Source organism: Leucobacter sp. MMO-125, assembly GCF_037148395.1.
Lineage (GTDB): Bacteria > Actinomycetota > Actinomycetes > Actinomycetales > Microbacteriaceae > Leucobacter.
Window position 1 is genome coordinate 394,789 of the sequence record NZ_JBBCTL010000003.1, and the last position, 20,544, is coordinate 415,332.

12 protein-coding genes are annotated in these 20,544 nt (G+C 68.3%); 7 read left to right on the forward strand and 5 right to left on the reverse strand.

Annotated elements, in window-relative coordinates; all coding sequences use genetic code 11:
• Window positions 1-20: 20 nt before the first annotated feature.
• Window positions 21-1,259, reverse strand: a complete 1,239-nt coding sequence (locus WFI54_RS09470; RefSeq protein ID WP_336652542.1) for an MFS transporter — start codon at window positions 1,257-1,259, stop codon at window positions 21-23.
• Between the two features lie 111 nt (window positions 1,260-1,370).
• On the opposite strand from WFI54_RS09470, the gene WFI54_RS09475 reads away from it, so the two are divergent.
• Window positions 1,371-2,006 carry a TetR/AcrR family transcriptional regulator gene (locus tag WFI54_RS09475; RefSeq protein ID WP_336652543.1) on the forward strand — a complete coding sequence of 212 codons (636 nt, stop codon included), beginning with the start codon at window positions 1,371-1,373 and terminating at the stop codon, window positions 2,004-2,006.
• A 208-nt stretch (window positions 2,007-2,214) separates the two neighbouring features.
• Here the strand turns inward: WFI54_RS09475 and WFI54_RS09480 are convergent, their stop codons facing one another.
• A complete protein-coding gene (locus WFI54_RS09480) occupies window positions 2,215-2,979 on the reverse strand; it encodes a response regulator transcription factor (RefSeq protein ID WP_336652544.1) in 765 nt (254 codons plus the stop codon).
• Window positions 2,976-4,394 carry a sensor histidine kinase gene (locus WFI54_RS09485; protein ID WP_336652545.1) on the reverse strand — a complete coding sequence of 473 codons (1,419 nt, stop codon included), beginning with the start codon at window positions 4,392-4,394 and terminating at the stop codon, window positions 2,976-2,978. Before WFI54_RS09485 ends, WFI54_RS09480 begins: the two co-directional genes overlap by 4 nt.
• A 131-nt stretch (window positions 4,395-4,525) precedes the next feature.
• Between WFI54_RS09485 and WFI54_RS09490 the strand changes: the two genes are divergently transcribed.
• On the forward strand, window positions 4,526-5,431 hold the full coding sequence (locus WFI54_RS09490; RefSeq protein ID WP_336652546.1) for an ABC transporter ATP-binding protein: 906 nt from the start codon (window positions 4,526-4,528) through the stop codon (window positions 5,429-5,431).
• The gene (locus tag WFI54_RS09495; protein WP_336652547.1) at window positions 5,428-6,555 is read left to right on the forward strand and encodes an ABC transporter permease; all 1,128 of its coding nucleotides are present in this window, start codon (window positions 5,428-5,430) and stop codon (window positions 6,553-6,555) included. Before WFI54_RS09490 ends, WFI54_RS09495 begins: the two co-directional genes overlap by 4 nt.
• Before the next feature lie 145 nt (window positions 6,556-6,700).
• Here WFI54_RS09495 and WFI54_RS09500 read toward each other — a convergent pair whose 3' ends face one another.
• Window positions 6,701-7,552, reverse strand: coding sequence for an aldo/keto reductase (locus WFI54_RS09500; protein ID WP_336652548.1), 852 nt, complete (start codon window positions 7,550-7,552; stop codon window positions 6,701-6,703).
• 179 nt (window positions 7,553-7,731) lie between these two features.
• Between WFI54_RS09500 and WFI54_RS09505 the strand changes: the two genes are divergently transcribed.
• Window positions 7,732-9,252: a DHA2 family efflux MFS transporter permease subunit gene (locus WFI54_RS09505; RefSeq protein ID WP_336652549.1), complete on the forward strand. Its 1,521-nt coding sequence runs from the start codon at window positions 7,732-7,734 to the stop codon at window positions 9,250-9,252.
• A 92-nt stretch (window positions 9,253-9,344) separates the two neighbouring features.
• Window positions 9,345-9,668: a thiamine-binding protein gene (locus tag WFI54_RS09510; RefSeq protein ID WP_336652550.1), complete on the forward strand. Its 324-nt coding sequence runs from the start codon at window positions 9,345-9,347 to the stop codon at window positions 9,666-9,668.
• An 82-nt stretch (window positions 9,669-9,750) separates the two neighbouring features.
• On the opposite strand, the gene WFI54_RS09515 is transcribed toward WFI54_RS09510, so the two are convergent.
• Complete coding sequence (locus tag WFI54_RS09515; RefSeq protein WP_336652551.1) at window positions 9,751-16,302, reverse strand: DUF5979 domain-containing protein; 6,552 nt, start codon at window positions 16,300-16,302, stop codon at window positions 9,751-9,753.
• Between the two features lie 305 nt (window positions 16,303-16,607).
• Between WFI54_RS09515 and WFI54_RS09520 the strand changes: the two genes are divergently transcribed.
• A complete protein-coding gene (locus WFI54_RS09520; RefSeq protein WP_336652552.1) occupies window positions 16,608-18,572 on the forward strand; it encodes a sigma-70 family RNA polymerase sigma factor in 1,965 nt (654 codons plus the stop codon).
• A gap of 97 nt (window positions 18,573-18,669) precedes the next feature.
• Window positions 18,670-20,538 (forward strand): ABC transporter ATP-binding protein, encoded by a 1,869-nt coding sequence (locus WFI54_RS09525; RefSeq protein ID WP_336652677.1) that lies wholly within the window; start codon window positions 18,670-18,672, stop codon window positions 20,536-20,538.
• Window positions 20,539-20,544: the final 6 nt, after the last annotated feature.

The window sequence follows — 20,544 nt, forward strand, 5'->3', positions numbered from 1 at the left end:
AGCCGCTGGGTACTGTGGGCTCAGGCCTCGGCAGGCACGGTGGGTGCGGGAGATTCGGCTGCGGCGGATCGTGCGAGTGCGCGCTCCGCGCCGACCGACACCCGCGCGATGATGACGGTCGGGATGATCACGGCAAAGCTGATGAGGCCGGTGACGAGGGTGAACACGGGAACCCCGAACCACTCGATGAACGCCCCACCGATGAGCGGCGCGAAACTCGAACCGACGAGATACGCGCCCAGCAGGGGCCCGGACCAGCGGCCTCGGGCGTCGAGTCCAGCTGCAGTTGCGATGTAGAGCGTGAACGCAAAAGCGTAGACCGTGTTGACGGCGATGATCAGCGCGGCGAGCAGAGCGGGGTCGGCGGCGAAGCCGATCCAGATCTTGAGGGCGCCGCCGACGGCGAGTGCGACGGCGAGCGGCACGGCCCGGCCGATGCGGTTGCCGAGCACGGTGACGATCAGCATGCCGATGATGCCACCAGCCGCGGCAAGGCTCAGCGCGAAGCCGAGCGGCTGCTCGCCGAGGCCGACCGCCGCACCGAGCGCGGGCGCCATCGTCCAAATCGCGTCTTCGCTCGTTCCCCAGAGCGGGAACACCAGCAGGATTGCGATGCCGGCGATGGTGATGCGCCGCGGTTCGGCGATCTGCAGACTGGTGGTTACGTCGGCCGGTTCGGCGTGTTCGGGGGAGTCGGGCAGCCAGGCAGCGAGGGCGAGACCGACGAGGGAGATGAGGGCGAGGGCGCCGAAGACGCTGCCCTGCGTGATGCCGAGCACCGGGATCACGGCCAGCACGATCGTAATGAGCACGCGGTTGACGAGGCCGCTGGTGGCCGCCACCCGGTTGGGGTTCCTGAGTGCCGCGATCGCGGCGCCCGAGGTGGAGATCGCGGCACCGACTCCGGCGCCGCCGACGATGAGGCCCGTCACGGTCACTGCGGGCGCGGGCACGAGTGCTGCGGCGGTGAAGGCGACTACTGCGAGGGCGAGACCGGCCATGGCCAAGGGGCGGCGGGCGCGGCCCGAGGCGAGCCGGGCGGTGGCGAGGCCGACGACCGCGGAGGCCAGCAGCGCCCAGGTGAGCACGTTGCCGCTCTCGATGATGTCGAATCCGAGCGCGCCGAGTGCGGTCATGATGAAGGGTGCGAGGTTCGCCATCATCAGGCTGGCGAGCGCGATGAGGAAGGTCGCGCTGCCGTTGCGCAGCGTCAACGGAAAGCGGGGGTCGGCGATGGGGGTGGCGGTGTGCGTATTCACGGGATCTCTTCTCCGGCGGCTCTGGCGGGAAAACCGAAATCATTTCGGTTAATGTGAATATCGTGGCTCCTGTGGGAGGATCTGTCAAGCAGGAACGCGAAAGGAGGCTCCGTGGCGAGACCCCGTACCGCGCGACTGAGCCGTGAGATCATCGGCCGCGCCGCCATCGAGATGGTCGAAGACGGCCAGGAACTGCAGCTTGTGCCGCTCGCGCGCCGCCTCGGCGTGAGCGTCTCCTCCCTCTACCACCACGTCGCCGGGCGCGAGGGTGTGATTCAGGCCATGCGCCAGGTGCTCGTCGCGCAGTACATCAGGCCGCTCCCCGATGCGAGCGATTGGCGCCGCAAGATCCGCCAGGAGATCGAGCTCACTTGGCGCATGTACGCCGACCATCCGCGGGTGCTGCAGCTCATGCTCACCGTGGTCATCGACGAGCCGGATGTGCTCAGCGTCTACCGCGTGCTCACTGAGGCGCTTATCGAAGCAGGGCTGCCCGATCAGGAGATTCTCACCACCATCGAGGTCATCGACGCGTTCACCTTCGGAGTGACGCTCGACGCGCTCTCACCTGACGAGATCCTCGATCCGGAGCGCGCGGGTGGCACCCTGGGAATGCTGATCCGGGAGCACCCTTCGGGCAGTGAGCGCAACCGGCGGGTGTTCGAGCGCGGTCTCGACCTCCTCATCGCGGGCATTGAGGCGCGGGTGCGTGAGACCCGCGATCGAGAGTCACCCACGCGGCACTGATCGGACTCACCGGGTTCAATCGCGAGCGGCGCTGCGGAGCTGCGGCACTGCGGCGCTGCGGCACTGCGGCACTGCGGCGCTGCGGTGCCTTGCGGCTCTGCGGCGCCTTGCGGCAGCTGGCTGCGGATCACCGGGGGTGGATCGCGCGAAACCGTCTCCGTGGGTGACGTAGATGGGCGAATCGCGTGGGCTGGCTCTTGGAGGTTGATTAGGCGGAGCGATTGCCTCCTACTGCGACGCCCTGGGTGTGCGCCCACACGACCGCTTGGATGCGGTCGCGCACGCCCAGCTTCTGCAGCACGTTTGAGACGTGCGTCTTGATGGTCGCCTCGCCGAGGAAGAGCGCGCTCGCGATCTCGGCATTCGATCGACCCTCGGCCATGAGCGCCAGCACCTCGCGCTCGCGCTCGGTGAGACCGGCCCGGTCGAGCGCGGCAGCGGCATCGGGTTCGCCCGCGGTGTCGGGCGTCGCCCCGGGGCCAGGGGCACCCGCGCGGGTGGTGAGCGGCCCGGCGGCGCCCGGTGCGGACACGGACGGGGCGGGTGCGCCACCCGAGATGCGCTCGATCACGGCTCGTGTCACATCTGCGCCGAGCAGTGCCTGGCCGGCCGCAAGCGTGCGCACGGCGTCGATCAGCTGCTCCGCGCGCGAGGTCTTGAGCAGGAAGCCGCTGACGCCCGCCGCGAGCGCGTCGAAGAGGTAGGCGTCGTGCCCGAAGGTGGTGAGGATCAGCACGGGCGGACCGTCTGCGCTGGGGCTGCCGAGGATGCGCCGTGCGGCCTCGATGCCGTTCATCTGGGGCATTTCGACGTCCATGCAGATCACATCGGGGGAGAGGGCGGCCGCGAGCTCGACGGCCTCGACGCCGTTCGCGGCCTCGCCGATAACCTCGATGTCGGCTTCGCTTTCAAGGATGATGCGGAAGCCCGAGCGCACCAGTGCCTGGTCGTCTACGAGTAGTACGCGGATCACAGGCGCACTCCCAATCCTTCTGCAAGCGGCACGGTGCCGGTGCCGGCTCCTGTGCCTGCTCTTGCTCCTGCCTCTGCTCCTCCTGCGCCGAGATCTGCCACCGGCCGCGTTGCGGGCTCGGCGCTCCCGATGAAGCTCTCACCGACGCTCGGCACTGTCGCCCGCACCAGGAAGCCACCGGCCGGCGATCCGGTGCCCGGTTCGCGCCGACCCGCCTGCACTGTGCCGCCGACGGCCCCGATCCGCTCTCGCATGCCTCGTAGGCCAAGACCCGAGCCCTCGGCTGACGCACCGACTCGCTGACGCACCCCGTCGTCGCTCACCTCGACCTCGACCGCCTGCTGCTCGAAGCGCAGCCGCACCTCCGCCGAGGCACCGCGGCCCGCGTGCTTGCGCACATTGGTGAGGGCTTCCTGCACCACGCGGTAGAGGGCCACATCGACGAGCATCGGCAGGGGTCGCGGCTCGCCCGCCACGATGAGCGTGGTGGGCACGCCTGCACTCTGCGACTCCGCGACGAGCGTGGCGAGCTGCGCGATGCCGACGGTGCTCGACGCCCCCTCAGTCTCGGGGGTGCGCAGCGTGTGCACGAGCCGCCGCAGCTCTTCGACGGCGGTGTGGGCGCTCTGCTCGACCACTTCGAGTGCGGCAGCGGCGCGGGCGGGCTCTCGGTGGAGGCTGCGCCGTGCGGCGGCAGCCTGGATGCCCATGACCGAGACGTGGTGCGCGACCACATCGTGCAGCTCGCGAGCGATGCCGAGCCTGTCGAGGGCCACTGCCTGGGCGGCGCTGGTCTGCCGCTCGAGCGCGAGTTCGCGCCCCTGCGTTTCGAGGAGCGCCTGGGTGCGGGCCGCTCGCCACGAGCGCTCGCCGAAGTAGAAGGCCCCGCCGAAGTACATGAAGTTGGTGATGAGCTGGATCACCGCAAAGGTCGCATAGGCCGAGAACAGGCCGGATCGTGACAAACCGGGGAAGGAGTCGGTGTCTGAGGACGAGATGATGAGCGAGAGCACCAGCCATGCCATGAGCGCACCGCCGATCACGATCCGCGTCCAGACGGAGAGCGCACGCCGCGGCTCCCAGGCCCCCACCGTGTACAGCGCGATGAAGAGGCAGATGTTGACGATGAGGATCTCGGGCACGGCGAACTGACCGCAAACGAAGAAGCCGATCGACACCGCTGCGGCGACGGGCACCGGGTAGCGCCGCCGCACCGCGAGCGGCAGGGTGGTGAGCCCCAGGCCCAGCGCCCACACCCACGGCTCGGCGGGCTCGGCGATGAGGCCCGTGCGTTGATAGAGCAGCGAGGTGGTGAGCGCCGCGACCGCGAGCAGGAGCGCGAGCCCGATATCACCGCGCAAGCTCGCCCGGCTCGGCTGGGGTCGCACCCACTCGGCTGCGCTGTGTGCTGTCATGTTTCCAGGTTAGGGCGAGCCTCTGACATTCGCTTCCTCCCTCTGGCGGAGGCGGTTCCTCCCCGCGGGGGAGGTGCGATGTCAGAGGCTGCCCGTAGCGTGGAGACAGCTAGGGAAAGGAACGAGACGAGATGATCGAAATCGCAGGCGTCTCCCGCAGTTTCGGAGAACGCAGAGTGCTCAGCGAGGTGAGCTTCGGCGTCGAGGGCGGCCGCATGACAGGCTTCGTCGGCGGCAACGGCGCTGGCAAGACCACCACGATGCGCATCATCCTCGGGGTGCTCGCGGCCGACAGTGGCACGGTGACCCTCGCGGGTAGCCCGCTCACCGCTGCCGATCGGGCACGCTTCGGCTACATGCCGGAGGAGCGGGGCCTGTACCCCAAGATGAAGGTGCTCGAGCAGCTCGTCTACCTGGGTCGGCTGCACGGGATGAGCGCCGCCGCTGCGAAGGCATCGGCGAGCGGCCTAGTCGAGCGGCTCGGCCTCGGTGAGCGCGCGGGCGACACCCTCGAGAGCCTCTCGCTCGGCAACCAGCAGCGCGCGCAGATCGCTGCGGCGCTCGTGCACGAGCCGATCGCGCTGGTGCTCGACGAGCCCTTCTCCGGTCTCGATCCAATCGCCGTTGAGGTGGTGCTCGGCGTGCTGCGCGACTACGCAGCGCAGGGCGCGCCCGTGCTGTTCTCGTCGCACCAGCTCGATATCGTCGAACGCCTCTGCGATGACGTCGTCGTGATCGGCAACGGGCGCATTCTTGCCTCTGGATCCCGCGAAGATCTGCGCGCCCAGCACTCGGGGCGCGAGTTCGAGATCGAGCTCACCGGCGCCACCGCCGATGCGGGCTGGGTGCGTGAGCAGCCCGGCATCTCGGTCACCCACCTCGATGGCGGCTTCGCCCGCTTCCAAGCCGATACCGACGCTGCCGCGCAGGCCCTGCTCGTGCGTGCCGTCGCACTCGACTCGGCAGAGTCTGCAGTGCGCCGCTTCGGCCCTGTCACCCCGACGCTCGCCCAGATCTTCAAGGAGGTCGTGCAATGACCACGCAGATTCAGACCCGTGCCGCATCCCGCCCGGTCGGAGGTGCGCAGGGCGCCTGGCTCGTCGCCGAGCGCGAGATCACCACTAAGCTCCGCAGCAAGGCCTTCCTGGTGTCGAGCGGTGTGTTGCTGCTACTCGTGCTCGCCGGTGTGCTGTTCAGTGGCTTCATGGCGAACACGGGCGGGCTCGGCGGCCCGACGAAGGTCGCCGCGGTTGGCGAGGCGTCGACGGCGCTGCAGCCGTTCGCGGGGCACGGCTTCGAGGTGATGCAGGCGTCAGATCGCGCTGCCGCCGAGCAGCTCGTGCTCGATGGTGAGGTAGACGCGGCGGTCGTGCCCGGCGGTGACACCGCTGTCAATCTCACGGTGCTCGCAAAAGACAGCCCCCCGACCGACGTGCTGAGCGCGCTCTCGGCGACACCCTCCGTCGAGCTGCTGGCACCCACAACCGACAACCCGGCGCTCGCCTATGTCATCGCGATCGCCTTCGGCGTGGTGTTCATGATGAGCGCGATCACCTTTGGCACCACGATCGCGCAGAGTGTTGTCGAAGAGAAGCAGACCCGCATCGTCGAGATCCTGCTCGCCACGGTCTCGGCACGAACCCTGCTCGCGGGCAAGATTCTTGGCAACAGCATCCTCGCGCTCGCTCAGGTTGTGGCGATCGTGGCGGTCGCCTCGGTGGGCATGCTGGCGACGGGGCAGGATCTGCTGCTCGGCGAACTCGGCACCTCGCTCATCTGGTTCGGCATCCTGTTCGCCTTCGGTTTCGTGCTGCTCGCCACGATGTACGCCGCACTGGCAACGCTCGTGTCGCGGCAGGAAGACGTGGCCTCGGCGGTGAGCCCGGTGATGTGGCTCGTGATGCTGCCCTACTTCGCGATCATCTTCTTCAACGACAATCCGCAGGCGCTCGCCATCATGAGCTACGTGCCGTTCTCGGCCCCCATCGGCATGCCGATGCGGCTGTACCTCGGCACTGCCGAGTGGTGGGAGCCGCTGCTGTCGATGGGCGTGCTGCTCGTCTCGATCGCGATTGTGCTCTGGATCGGCGCGCGTATCTACAGCAACTCGATCCTGCGCACGGGTGCCAAGGTCAAGCTCAGCGAGGCCATCAAGGGGTAGTCCCCGCCGTACACGACGGGCCTGGCGGCGATCCGTATGGGATCTGCCGAAGATATGGTCGATTCGACTGTGAATCCCATATCTTCGGCAGATCCCATATTGTTGGGGCGTGGGCTGGGGCTGGTCAGGGGCTGGGCCTCCGGGCTCAGTTCACCTCGTCGGGATGGGAGCCGCTGCGGAAGCCGCGATCCAGCCCGGCAATGGCGACCATCGCCTGGTCGTCGAGTTCGAAGCCGAACACATCGCCGTTCTCGGTGATGCGGGAGGCGCTGCTGGCCTTCGGAATCACGACGTTGCCGCTCTGCAGATGCCAGCGGATCGCGATTTGCGCGACCGACACACCCCGCTCCCGCGCGAGCTCCGCGAGCACCGGGTCGTCGAGCAGTCGCCCGCGCGCGAGCGGTGACCACGCCTCCGTGGTGATTCCGTGCTCGGCGTGGAACTCGCGAAGCTCCCGCTGTTGCAGCCAGGGGTGCAGTTCGACCTGGTTGACAGCGGGCACGGTCTCGGTTTCGTCAAGCAGTCGCTGCAGGTGAGGGATCTGGAAGTTGCTCACGCCGATCGCCCGCACCCGCCCCTCTGAGCGCAGCCGCTCCAGCGCACGATACGTCTCGACGAACAGCCCCCGTGCGGCGCACGGCCAGTGGATGAGGAAGAGGTCGAGCTGATCGAGCCCCAGATCTGCAAGCGTGCGGTCGAAGGCGCGTAGGGTGCGGTCGTACCCCTGCTCCGTGTTCCACACCTTGCCGGTCACGAAGAGGTCTTCGCGCGAGAGGCCGCTGTCGAGTGCGCTGCGGATTCCTCTTCCCACGCCGGTCTCGTTGCCGTAGAAGGCGGCACCGTCGAGGTGGCGGTATCCGGCGGCCAGGGCGAGGGACACCAGCCGTTCGGCGTCGTCTGCCGGCACCTTGTAGAGGCCGTAGCCAAGCTGCGGCATCTCAACGCCTGGGGCGATGGGGATTCGCGGGGCGGGGAGGGGCGCAGCTGCAGCGGTCATGCTTCGACGCTACCGAACACCGCGCGCGCCGCCCAGCCCTGAATCGATCCCCGCCGCCGCGATTAAGGCCTGTGCGAGCCTTGGCTGACGGCAGCGATCCGCCCGGGAGAGTGCCCGACAAGGCCCGCGATCCGCCCCTCCCGCCTGTCGATGTCAGAGGCCGGGAGTAGGCTTGCCGCGTGAACAGCGCCCCTTCCTCCAACCGCTCCGAGATCAGGCCGTGGCCGGCCCTGTGGTCTCTGGTGCTCGGCTTCTTCATGATCCTCGTCGACACCACGATCGTGTCGGTGGCCAACCCGTCGATCATGCGCGGCCTCGACACGACGATGGTGGCAACGCTGTGGGCCACGAGCGCCTATCTGCTCGCTTATGCTGTGCCGCTGCTCATTACGGGCCGTCTCGGCGACCGCTTCGGCCCGCGCCGTATCTACCTCGTTGGGTTGACGGTCTTCACGCTGTCATCGCTTGCGTGCGGCCTGGCCGGCGGCATCGAAACGCTCGTCGCGGCCCGCGTCTTCCAGGGCCTCGGTGCGGCGCTCATGACGCCGCAGACCATGGCCGTGATCACGCGCATCTTCCCGCCGCGCGAGCGGGGCTCGGCGATGGCTGTCTGGGGTGTCACGGCGGGCGTCGCGACACTGGTGGGGCCCATCCTCGGCGGGTTTCTCGTCGATGCCTGGGGTTGGCAGTGGATCTTCTTCATCAACGTGCCCGTCGGTGTGATCGCATTCGTGCTCGCGCTGCGCTTCGTGCCGGTGCTGCCCACTCACGCGCACCGCTTCGACTGGCTCGGGGTGCTGCTGAGCGCGGTCGGCATGTTCCTGCTGGTGTTCGGTATTCAGGAGGGTGAGAGCTTCGACTGGGGCACCATTTGGGGGCCGATCACCGTGTGGAGTCTCATCATCGCGGGCGTCGTGGTGCTCGCGCTGTTCGTGTTTTGGCAGCGGGTACAGCGGGGCGAACCCCTGATCCCGCTGCAGATTTTCCGTGACCGCAACTTCTCGGTGGGCTCTGCGGTGATCGTGACCGTCGGGTTCTCAGTCACCGGTATGGCGCTGCCACTCATGTTCTACCTGCAGTTGGTGCGCGGGCTCACACCCACGCAGTCGGCGCTCATGATGGTGCCGATGGCGGTGCTGTCGATTCTGCTGGCCCGCCCCATCGGCCTGCTCATCGACAGGCGCGATCCGCGCCGTCTGCCCGTGCTCGGTCTGCTGCTCGTCGCCGCCGGTTTGGCCAGCTACGCATTGATGGCTCGCCCAGACATATCGCTGTGGCTGCTGCTGATTCCGAGCGCGGTGCTCGGTCTCGGGAACGCCTTCATGTGGGGCCCGCTCGCGTCGATCACCACCTTCAGCCTCGCGCAAGATCTCGCAGGGGCCGGCTCAGGCGTGTACAACACGAGCCGGCAGGTCGGTGCGGTGCTGGGCTCCGCTGCGATGGCGGCGTTCATGGGATCGCGGATCGCGGCCCATTTCGGCCCCGCAGCGGCTGACGCAGCTGGTGGGTTCGGCGGAGCGACCGGCGGATCGGGAGCTCTGCCCGCCGCCCTGCAGGGCGACTTCTCGGCGGCAATGGCGGAGTCGATTCTCATGCCGATGGGCGTGATGATCCTTGGTGCGCTCGTCGCGCTGCTCTTCGCGAGGCGCCCGAAGAGCGCCCGGGAAGCCGCCCAGGAGGCCGCAGCCGCCGCGAAGTGACACAGCAGCCCTGAGCGGCACCTCGATCGAGGCGCTTCTGGATCCGCCCCCGGTCAACCCGGCCCCACATCACCCCGAAAGGAATACCGCGCATGATCGTCGCATTCTCCGTCGCCCCGAGCGGCGGCCCACAGCGAGGCGACTCCGTCTCCGACGCCGTTGCCGAAGCCGTGAAGGTGGTGCGCGCCTCGGGGCTGCCGCACCGCACCAGCAGCATGTTCACCGAGATCGAGGGGGAGTGGGACGAGGTCTTCGACGTCGTCAAGCGCGCCACCGAGGCTGTGCTGCCCTTCGGATCGCGGGTGTCGCTCGTGGTGAAGGCCGATATTCGCCCCGGCTACGAAGGCGAACTCGACGCGAAGCTCACCCGCCTCGAGCGCGCCATCGTTAGCGCCGAGGGCGCAGGCGGCGAGTAACGGCTCGGCCAAGAACCCCACAAACGCCGCAGCGGCGGCCGCCCGGTGAGGGCGACCGCCGCTGCGGCGTTTCCGAAGTGGCTCAGGCGTTCGAGCTGCGTCGGCGCCGGGCAACGCCCAGGCCCACACCGCCTGCCGCGATCAGCGCGACCACAGCGGCGGCGAGCCCCCACAGTTCGGCACCCGTGGTGGAGAGCACCCCGCCCGGTGCCGGCGGGGTCGGGGGCACGCCGTCGAAGGTGTTCGCGACCAGCGCGGTGGTGCCGCCGGCAGCCACCACGATGCCGTCGCGGCTCGCGCCCGCGGTCTCCTCACCAGCCACGGTGATCGAAGTCGACTTCGCCCCGCCGGTGCCAGTCTCGGTGAGTGCGCAGCGCGCCCCCTCCGGCAGCCCGGTCTCGGCGTGCCGCTCGCCGGCGCTGAGGGTGAAGCGCTTCGTGATCGGATCGCTCAGCCCGCGAGCCTCGCAGACCAGTTCGAAGGCGTAGCGCTCCGAGCGGTGCTCTGCCGCAACCGGGTGCTCGTCAGCGCTGAGCACCGACTTCTCCACCACGATGCCGCCCAGGGTGTAGGTGTTGGTGAAGCGCAGCTGCGTCGCACCATCCTCCTGCTCCCTGATGCGCACCTCAGCGCTCTGGCCGTCGCTCGCAGGGGAGACCCCCGGCTGCGTCTCGATCGAGCGGCCGGTCTCGCCGTGCTCGCCGACAGCCCCGGCCTCGGTCGCCGTGCAATCGGCGCCGACGGGCATGCCCGGCACGGTCACCGAGCCGTTCTTCGGCACCATCACCGTAGACATTTCGCCCAGGTCGAGCGAAACGCGGGCGGGATCGGCCACGCCGCTCGGCACGGTGCAGGAGAGTTCGACGGGATACTCGGCCGGCGCATTCTCGACGCCGGCACCGACCACCTGCTTCGAGATGACGAGCGGTGCCGTCTTCACGGTGACACCGGCACGCTGCGGAGTCGCGGGCAGGTTGACCCGGTTTCCAGAGGTATCCCAGGCGATCACACCGTTCTGGTTCCACGCGAACTGCGGGGTTGCGAACTGCTCGAGCGTGGGGTGAAGGCCCTGAGCTGCCGGGTCAATCACGCGGTTCACGGTGTCGAACTCGATGACGACGTCGCCGCCTGGTGCGAGCGGTGTCGCGGTCATATCGACATTCACACGAATACCGGCGATATCGGCGATGTCCCCGGTGAACGCGGCGACGGGGGTCCACACATTCGCCGGGTTCGTCGCGGTGTCGGAGCAGGTGGGATCCGCCACCCACAGCGATCCGCCAGGCACGTCACCGACACAGGCAGCGGGATTCACGGTCACCTCGACCGTGGGTGTCGCCCCCGCGGGCAAACCGCTGAATCGGAAGACATCGGCGAGGTTCTCGCCGACGAGCACGGGCCGGAACGTCGACCCCCGCTCCGCGCCGCCCGCAAGCATCTTGTCGCCGATCGTCGGCATCATGTCGACGATCGTCATCCGTGCGAGCGGGTTCGTGCCCGTGTTGAAGTGCTGCAATTTCCAGGTGTCGCGCGCTCCGACCGCTGAATACGATGCGCAGGGGTTGCGCGTGTAGTCGGAGCCGATGGGCCGGTACACCGTGGGCAGGCACTCCTCGCCGGTGCGCACATTGAGTGCTCCGTTCACGAGATTCTCGCCGAGGGTGTCGACGTACTCGCCGCGCACCGTCTTCGCTGAGCCGACCACGGTGCCCGCACGCGGCTGCACGAAGTTCGTGTTCGAGCAGCGGTACGCCTCGACAGGGGCAGGCGGCTGCTGCCCGAAGTCGTTTGGCTGCTGGCACACCGCGAGCGGCACGCCAGTCTCGACGGTGACGGTGTTCGTCGCCTGAGTGCCCGTAGGAACCGGCAGCAGGGCGAGTCCGAGCCCAATGGTCATCGTCTCACCGGGCGCCATGCGAGACCCTTCCGGCCAGGTGAACACCAGCGACCTGCCGTCGGGCGAGCGCGTCACCGAAACATCCGAAGGGTCGGTGCTGAGGCCGCCCGTGCCGGTGCTCGTGAAGGTGGGCTGTTCGCCATCCCATTCGAGTGTGGTGGGGAGCGTATCGGTGACGTTCACGAGGGGCAGGTAGCCCGTGCCCGTGTTCGTGAAGATGAGCTGCCAGGGCATGCTCACGAGCGGTTCGACCTGGTGGGTGCCCGCGTCGTTCGGGGCGCGTTTGCTGACCCTGAGCGTGTGCGTGCCCGGGCCGAAGGTCACCTCGGCGTCGGCGTCGGCGTCGGCCCGGCCGTAGGCGCGGTTGTCTGCGACCACGCTCGCCGTGTTCTGCTCGCTGTCGCCAGTCCAATCGACTGCGGCGTCAGCGCGCAAGCGCACGGTGAAGCCGAGCGCGGCGGAGCCCCACGAAGAGTTCCACGACGTTGCGCCCTGCGGGAAGAGCCCGTTCCCTGCCGCGCGCGAGAAGTCGACGGCCACGCCGGTGATCTTCGCCGGGTCGCCGGTGAAGCCGTCGAACGCCGTCCATGCTCCGTCGACCTGCACCTGCAGTGCTGAGGTGTCGGCGTCCTGGGGGGCGGTGACGGTGCCAAACGACACGAACTCGAAGCGCTGCCAGAACGAGGCGGAGTCGTCTTCGATGCGCAGCGTGTTCAGCGGAGCGGTCGAACCGTTCGAGTTCGCGGTGAGCGCCACCTGCACGGGGTCGGTGGGCGAGGCCTCGATGATCGTGGTGTCGCTCGAGGAGCCGTGCTGCACGGCGACGGTCTTCTGCAGTGCGACCTGCACGGCCGCCTTCTGCAGATCGACGGCCGCCTGGGCGGTGTCGCTCGGCTGCGTCTCGGGTGCGATGACGGCATCCCAGCCGCGGGCTACCGCGAGGTTCGGCACGCTCACCACGGAGTCGATGTCGCCGCCCTCGACAGGCAGCCCGGTGAGTCGTGACTCTTCGCGCAACTGCACGTCGAGCTTCATCACGAGCGCACTACCGACGGCGATGCGGTTGCCGTTCGTATCGGGGTCGGTGCCCGAGAACGTCGTGGCGATGCCGATCACGTCAGGCAGCAGCGCCGTGAAGGCGGGGTCGCCGTTGAGCACCTGCTGCAGCGTGAACGTGGTGCGTGTGCCGGCGGGGGTGCCGTCGTAGAGCCACAGCTCGACCTCGCTGTCAGCAGTGTCGATGAAGGCGGGCAGCGTGCCGAAGCTCACCCCGGTGAGGTTGAAGACATCGAAGTGGTTGCCCGCACCGCGCACCTCGGCACCGTAGTCGCGGTCGGCGAACTGGCTTTCGTCGATTTCGACTACGGTGCCTGGCCGCAGCGTGTCAGTGATGCGGATCTTCGCGAGCTGCATGGCGTCCCGCGTGCCCTGCGGCGCTGTCGAAGCATTCGAGCCGGTAAGGGTGTAGCGGGCGCGCGGGTAGTCGGCCGCGGCGAGCTCGCCCTCGTTCGGAACGGTCATCTTGATGCTGGCTGCCGGTGAGCCCGTGGGGGCACCGGTGACGGCGTCGAGGGGCTGCACCTGCTTCACGAGGTCGACGTTCGTGGTGCCGTCGAGCACCTGGATGGTGTCTGCGGCGGTTGCCGTATCCGAGGTCGAGTCGCCGCGGATCCCGGTTGCGGCGAAGACGTTCTCGACGCAGCCATCGGCGGCGCCTACGCAGTTGAACGTCGTGTTGTGCTCCTTCACCCACTTCACCGATCCGTCGGCGGTGCGGGCGCGCTCGCGCAGCTGCCAGTCGAGGCGAAAGGTGCGGATGTCGGCCGAGGCCGCAACGCCGGTGCCGGCCTTCGGGGCGGTGAGGTCGCCTGCCTGGGCTGCGGCCTCGCGCGCGGCCGTGTTCTCGGTGAGCACGAGGCGCACGCCGAGCGTGCTGAGCTGCTGCTGGGGGGTGAGGGTGTACCCGGTGAAACCGTTGGCGTTCATCCAACTGCCGCCGGGGATCGGGGTCACACTCACCCAGTCGCTGCCGTTGTAGAGCTGCACGTCGGTGACGAGATCCCAGGCGAGCCGCGGGTCGACGGTTGCGTTTGCGGCGGATCCACTGGTGCGGATCGGGCGGATATGCGTGAGGTTGAAGGCCTCGAAGACGGTGCCTGCGCCGCTTGCGGTGGGCGCTGCCGGATCCTGCAGCACTACCGTGGCGTAGCCGGGCTCGGTTGTGGCCCAGCGCTGCGTGGTGGAGGTGCGTGCCCCGGACTGCGACGTGAGCAGGTCGTCGGCCCAGGCCTTCGACGCCCACATTCCGGTTCCGGGCTCCGGCCCGTTGTCCTGCGTGCCGCGCACGCCCACGTTCTCGGCGTCGTTGGCCCTGCCGGTGACGACACGGCTGTCGAGTTCGCCGGTACCTGTCGCTGAGGCGACGTTCTCGTAGCGCTTGGCGGTGAGGTAGTCGGTTGCTGTGGGTGTAGCGGCGTCACTGCGCAGGCTGGTGCGGGCGGTGAATGACAGGTTGGGCTTCACGTAGGTTTTCTGTGAGAGACCCTGTTCGTTGGTGTACACGAAGCGCACACCGGTGACGCCGGCGGGCAGCGGGAAGGCGTCTTGCTCTGCCGGGTTGGTGACGAGCGGGGTCGTCGCCCAGTTGCCGGCGGCATCACGGATGTAGATGTCGAGATTGGCCTGGGTCGCGGGTTCGGTCATGTTGACCGGCCTGCTGATCGGGGGGAGGATCTGCGTCGCGTCGAAGGCGTCCCAGAAGGTGCCTGCGCCGCCCCAAGCATCTTCGACGGTGATCGTTGTCGGTTTGGTGCGTCCACCGCCGGTGGTGGCTGTGGTGTCGAGCTGCACCACGACGTTCTGGCCGGGGAGCACGGTGCCGGGGCCGACGCGCTTGTCGATGACGACGTCGATGCGGGGGGCGACGAGCGCGAGCGTCGCACGGGCGGTGGTGGTGGCGTCGGGCATGCCTGCCTTGGTGCCGGTGACCGCGATGACGTTCGGCAGCGGCTGGGTGCGGGTGCCGGGTGCGACGAAGGTCTCAGCGGAGTTCGTCTTGATGCGGTAGCGCAGCTCTGCGGCGGTGTTCGGCGCGATCTTGCCTGCGTAGCTGATCGAGAAGCCTGTGATTGTCGCGCCGGCTGGCGGTGCAGGGAGCGGATCGCCCCGTGTCAGGGCGACGGTTGTGGGTCCGCCGGCGTGGAGCCAGGTGAACTCGGCAGTGTCGGCCCCGGCCGGCCAGATCGCGTCGAGGTTGCTGTTGTCGAAACCGTCGAAGGTGAGATCTGATCCGAGGAAGAGCGGATCGGAGCCCGTGCCGGGCTCGGCGATCGTGAGCGTGTCGAGGCTGGTGCTCTGGGGTGCGCTGGGGTTGATGGCGCGCAGCACGACGCCTACGGATTCGCCTGCGGTGATGTCTGCGAGGGCGGGGGTTTCGGTGCCGCCGGGAAGCGCGTAGAACCGCTTCTGAGCGTTGACCGCGATCGCTTCGGGGGCCACCTCGAAACCTGCTTCGGCTGGCTTCGACACCGGTGCCTGATCAGGTGCTTCCACGGTGGCGAGCACCTGATTGCTTGCCGTCCAGCCCGTTGCCACGCTGGCGCCGGTGCTGCGGTTCGTGGCGCGCTGCGTCACGGAGAATGCCTGAGAGACCGACGCGCCGGGAGCAATGCTCGCTTCTGCCGCGGTATAGGCGGTGCGCACGCCGGCGATCTCAGTGTTGGGGATTGCGGGCGTCCACGTCACCCAGTTCCAGGATCCGCCGGTGAACCGGTACACCTCGACAGTGGTGCTGTCGGCCCCAGCGGGTCGGGCACTTGTGGGGTCTGTGGGTGCGGTGAACCCGGCGAAGTCGACGAAGTTGAAGGGGTTGCCCGCGGGCAGTGCGCTCGCGCCGTCGGGGGCGAGCGCCGGGTCGGCGGGGTCTTGCAGTTTGATCGCGCTGGCGGGGATGTTCGAGGCCTGGGTTGCGCCGATGGTGACCGTCGAGGCGGCACCCGGTTCGTAGCTCTGCGCTGACGGGCTCCAGCTCTTCACCGGTGCGACGTCGATCGAAACGGGGTTGTCGACTTCGATGATCGCGCTCGACGACACCTCGAGTGCTTTCGCACCTGATTTGGCGGTGAAGGTTGCGGTGTTGGTGAGGTCGGAGCGGAGCACCGGATCATTCGGGGCGAGCCCCTCAGGAATGGTGATCGTGTATTCGAGCACGCCCTGCGCGCCCGTCGGCAGGCCCGTGCCCGCCGTGTTGCCCGCGCCTGCCTGCACCGGCAACGCCACCCCGACAGTGATCCGCAGCTGTGCGGGATCGCTCGGGAGGGTGCCGCTCAGAGGCTGCGTGGGGGAGTCGCCCGTGGCGATTCCGGGGAGATCGAGGGTGACACCGGTGCGCTGATTGTTGAAGCTGGCATTGAGGTCACTGATCCGCCAACCCGCGAATGCGGCGGGCAGTGCGTCCACAACAACCGCAGGGCCGTCCGCGTCTTCATCGTTCGCAAGGAACTCGACACGGTACGTCACAGAATCGCCAGGGCGGAGGTCGCGTACCTCCTTTTCCCCGTTCACCGTCTTACTGATGAGAATCGAAGCGCCCTCCGCGGCAGCCGCCGGCAGCACCTGCCCGCCAGCCGCGAGTGCGCCGCCGAACAGCAGCGCAGACAGCGCTCCCGCGAGCACGCGCGTTACGCGCCGCCCCTTCGGCTGATCCTGATTCTTTCGCCTGAGCGCTGAGAATCGCATACCTTGTGTCCCCCTTCGGTACGGTTCGAGCGCACCCCTGCGCTCGAAGCCCGGCTCCTGCGCTTGGGAATACTTCTGGGGGAAGCAGCGCAGAAGCCGGGCACACAGAAGACGGCAGAATCTCCGAATCGTGACGCGCGTTTGCAGAAATTTTTCTCACAGTGCCCGAATTGGAGTTCCCAGTGGTTCCACCGATAATCGGATGGAGGGGGCCTTGCGCACCGATTTCGGGGCACGAGGGGCTTATCTGGGTTTGTGTCGCAGGGAATCGGCGCGGATCCGCAACCAAGTGGGGGCTTGTGGTGATGAGCGATGATTGGCGACGGCACTCGGATTCCGAGCTGCTTGAGCTGAGCCGCGATGGCGGTGACGACGCCTTCGCCGAGCTGTGGAGGCGGCATCGCCGCGCCGGTTACGCAGCGGCTCGCAACATCGCCCCCTCGCTCGATGCCGATGATCTCGTCTCCGGCGCCTACCTGAAGATTTTCGAGCTTGTGCGTGACGGGCGCGGGCCCAGCGGCGCGTTCCGCCCCTATCTCTACAGGGTGCTGTCTTCGCTCGCCGTAGACGCCTACCGTTCGCCGGAGCATGCCGTCGCTGATCTTGAAACCTCGCCTGACGTGGTCGAAGAGGCTCCCGGCGCAGACGCTGCGTTCGACCGCGAATCGGCGGCCCGGGCCTTCGCATCGCTGCCAGAGCGTTGGCGGGCAGTGCTCTGGTACACCGTCGTTGAAGGGCTCCCGCCGCGAGAAGCGGCACCGCTGCTGGGCATTTCGCCGAATGGCGTTTCGGCGCTCGCCCTGCGGGCCCGGGAGGGGCTGCAGTCGGCGTGGGTCGAGGAGCACGCCGACATGCAGCTCGCCGATCTTGCCTGCCGGACCACGCGCCGCCGCCTGCAGAACTTTCAGCGCGGCAAACTGCCGGCCAGGCAGAGCAGAGAGGTCGAAGCACATCTCGACAGTTGCGAGGCGTGCGCCGCCGTCGCCGCCGAGTTCACGATGCTCAACCGCCAGCTCGCCCTCGTGCTTTCGCTGGTGGTGCTCGGAGGCGGATCCGCGGCCGCATTCGCGGCGACGCTCGGGGCGGGATCAGGCGTCTCTGCCACCGCGGCCGCTGCAGTTGCGGCGGCTGGTGGCGGTGCCGGGTCGGGGGGTGCCGGCGGCGCCGGTGGCTCTTCCGGGGCCGGGCTCGGCGGGGTGACGATCGCCGTCGTCGCAGTTGCTGCTTCGGTTGCGCTCGCCGCGGCAGCGGTCGGCGGGGTGGCGCTCGTGAACTCCTTCGGTGGAGGAACGGATCCGTCGGCTCCCGTGGAAGCTGCGCCAGCGGATGATGCTGCCGGAGGGGCTGGAGACCTGCTCACCCGGGCTGATGCCGCCGAGCCGGATGCGCGCAGCGCTGATGCAGTGTCACCGCCTGTGGTCACGAAGCGCGCCTCCGCGGAGGATGCGCCGGGATCGGGGGCGCCCGCCGAGGTGCCGCAGACTGTGGCACCGGGCACGTCGGAGACGGTACCTGGGGAGCCCGATCCGGGTACAACGGGCCCGACGGGCCCACAAGTGGAGCCCGCCACCCTCTTTCCGGGGGAGCCGTGCTTCACCCCCAATGTCGATGCTGGGCAGTTTTCGATCTCCGGGCGCGCAAGCGCGACGGGTTCGGTCGAGCTGCGCCTTCCTGCCGAACTGGGCGGCAGCACGGTTACCGCCGTGACCGGCGGCGACCGGAACTGGGCTTCGGAAGCGATGTCAGGGCTCGACGTGCTCGTCGCGAGCACGACGGCAGTCGAGGCTCGCCTCGTCACGGGGTCTGCTGCCGGGCTGTGGGTGAGCGTACCACTGCCGCAGTGCGGCCAAACCGGGCCGAATGTGGTCTCCGGGATCAGCGTGACGGGGGTCTGCCTGGCGGTGCCAGGCAGTCAGCTCGGAACCGTGCGACTCGACGGCGAACTCTCCGAGTACGGTGTGGTGTTCGCGCGGCACCGGCTGTTGGGAATCACCACCCCGATCACCGATCCGCTGCTCGAAGGAGCGCCGGACCTGCGCTACCCGTGGCTCACTTGGCACGGGATTCTTGCGCGCGCAGCGGCGTGGAGCCCGCACAGCTGGTCGGCGACATTCCCGCTGGTGGTCGCACCCGCTTCGGTTGACGAATACAACGCGGGCCTCTTCGGCACCCTTGAACTCAGGGTGCAGACCCCTGGCTTCTGGGGCATCGACGGGGGAACCACCTCGCCGTGGATGCCGATCGACACGCTGCAGGCCTGCACTCCGTAGCGGCGGCCGCCGATGCGGGGCGGGTGCGCAGTTCTCCGCCTGCAGCGGACGCACCGCGTGAATGTCGGCCGCTGCAGGTAGTCTCCGAACCATGAGCATGGGCGGTGGCATAGGAGGCGGGCGCGGATCGCGCGTATCCGCGGGCGACGCGGCGCGCCAGCGCGAGATCAACGAAGCGGCCCCCCAGATCCCGCATCTCGGTCAGCGCATCGCGGCGCTCTTCTCCCCGTACCGCTGGCAGCTCGCGGTGATCATCGTGCTGGTGCTGATCGCCGCCGGGCTCGGCATCCTGCCACCGCTTCTCACGCAGCGCATATTTGACGACGGGCTGTTCCCGCCGGGCGGGATGCCCAACCTCGAACTGCTGTCGTGGCTCGTGGCGGGCATGATCGCGGCCTTCGTGCTGTCATCGGCAATCGGCATCGTGCAAACCCTCTTCACCGCGCGCGTCGGCAATCGGGTAATGGGTGATCTGCGCGTGCGACTGTTCGCGCATCTGCAGTCGATGGAGCTCGGCTTCTTCACCCGCACCAAGACCGGCGTGATCCAGTCGCGCCTGCAGAATGACGTGGGCGGTGTCGCCAATGTGCTCACCAATACGGTCTCGAACATCATCGGCAACACGGTCACCGTGATCGCAGCTGCGGTCGCGATGCTGCTGCTCAGTTGGCAGCTCACCATCATCGCAGTGGTGCTCATGCCGATCCTCGTGATCGCGCAGCGTCGGGTGGGTCAGGTTCGCGCCCGTATCGCGGGCCGCACCCAAGAATCGCTCTCCGAAATGACGGCAATCACCCAGGAAGCCCTCTCGGTCTCGGGGGTGCTGCTCGCCAAGACCTATTCCCGGCAGCGAGCAGAGACCGAGCGTTACGCCGCAGAGAACCGCAGACAGATCGAACTGCAGGTGCGGCAGACGATGAGCGGCCAGGTCTTCTTCGCCCTCGTGCAGGTGTTTCTGTCGGCCGTGCCCGCCATCGTCTATCTGGTGTCGGGGTGGATCATTGCGCGCGGGCAGGGTGAGGGTTTCGACCCTGGGATCACGGCCGGCACGATTGTCGCGTTCACCACGGTGCAGTCGCGCCTGCTCTTCCCGCTCATGGCGCTCATGCGCATTGCGCTCGACCTCCAGACCTCGAAGGCGCTCTTCGCCCGTATCTTCGAGTACCTCGACCTCGAGCCCGCGATCACCGACGCCCCCGACGCCCGCGAGCCGTCGGATGCCCCCGGCCAGGCCGGCCGCGTCGATTTCGACGGGGTCTCCTTCCGCTACCCGGACGCCGGGGCGCAGCAACGGCCCACGCTCGACGGGGTCACGTTTCACGTGGAACCGGGCGAGTTCGTCGCCTTCGTGGGTGCTTCTGGCTCGGGCAAGACCACCATCGGCTCACTGATTCCGCGCCTTTATGACGCCAGTGCCGGCACTGTGCGCTACGCGGGCGACGACGTGCGCGAGCTGCGCCACGAAGCGCTTGTCGACCGCATCGGCGTGGTCACGCAAGAGCCTTACCTCTTCCACGCCTCGGTCGCCGCGAACCTGCGCTACGCCAAGCCCGACGCATCGCAGCAGGAACTGGAAGCGGCGGCACGGCTCGCCAATATCCACGACACCATTGCAGGCTTCGCCGACGGCTACGACACCATCGTGGGGGAGCGCGGCTACCGCCTCTCAGGGGGTGAAAAGCAGCGCATCGCCATCGCTCGGGTGCTGCTCAAGAACCCTCGGGTGCTCGTGCTCGACGAGGCAACCAGCGCACTCGACACCGTGAATGAGCGCGCCGTGCAGCGCGCGCTCGACGACGCACGCAGCGGGCGCACCACTATCGCAATCGCCCACCGACTCTCCACCGTCGTCGACGCCGACCGCATCTACGTTGTCGGCGAAGGCCGCATCCTCGAACAGGGCACGCACCACGAGCTCCTGCTGCGCGGCGGCGCCTACGCCGAGCTCTACGCCCAGCAGAGCTGAGCGGGA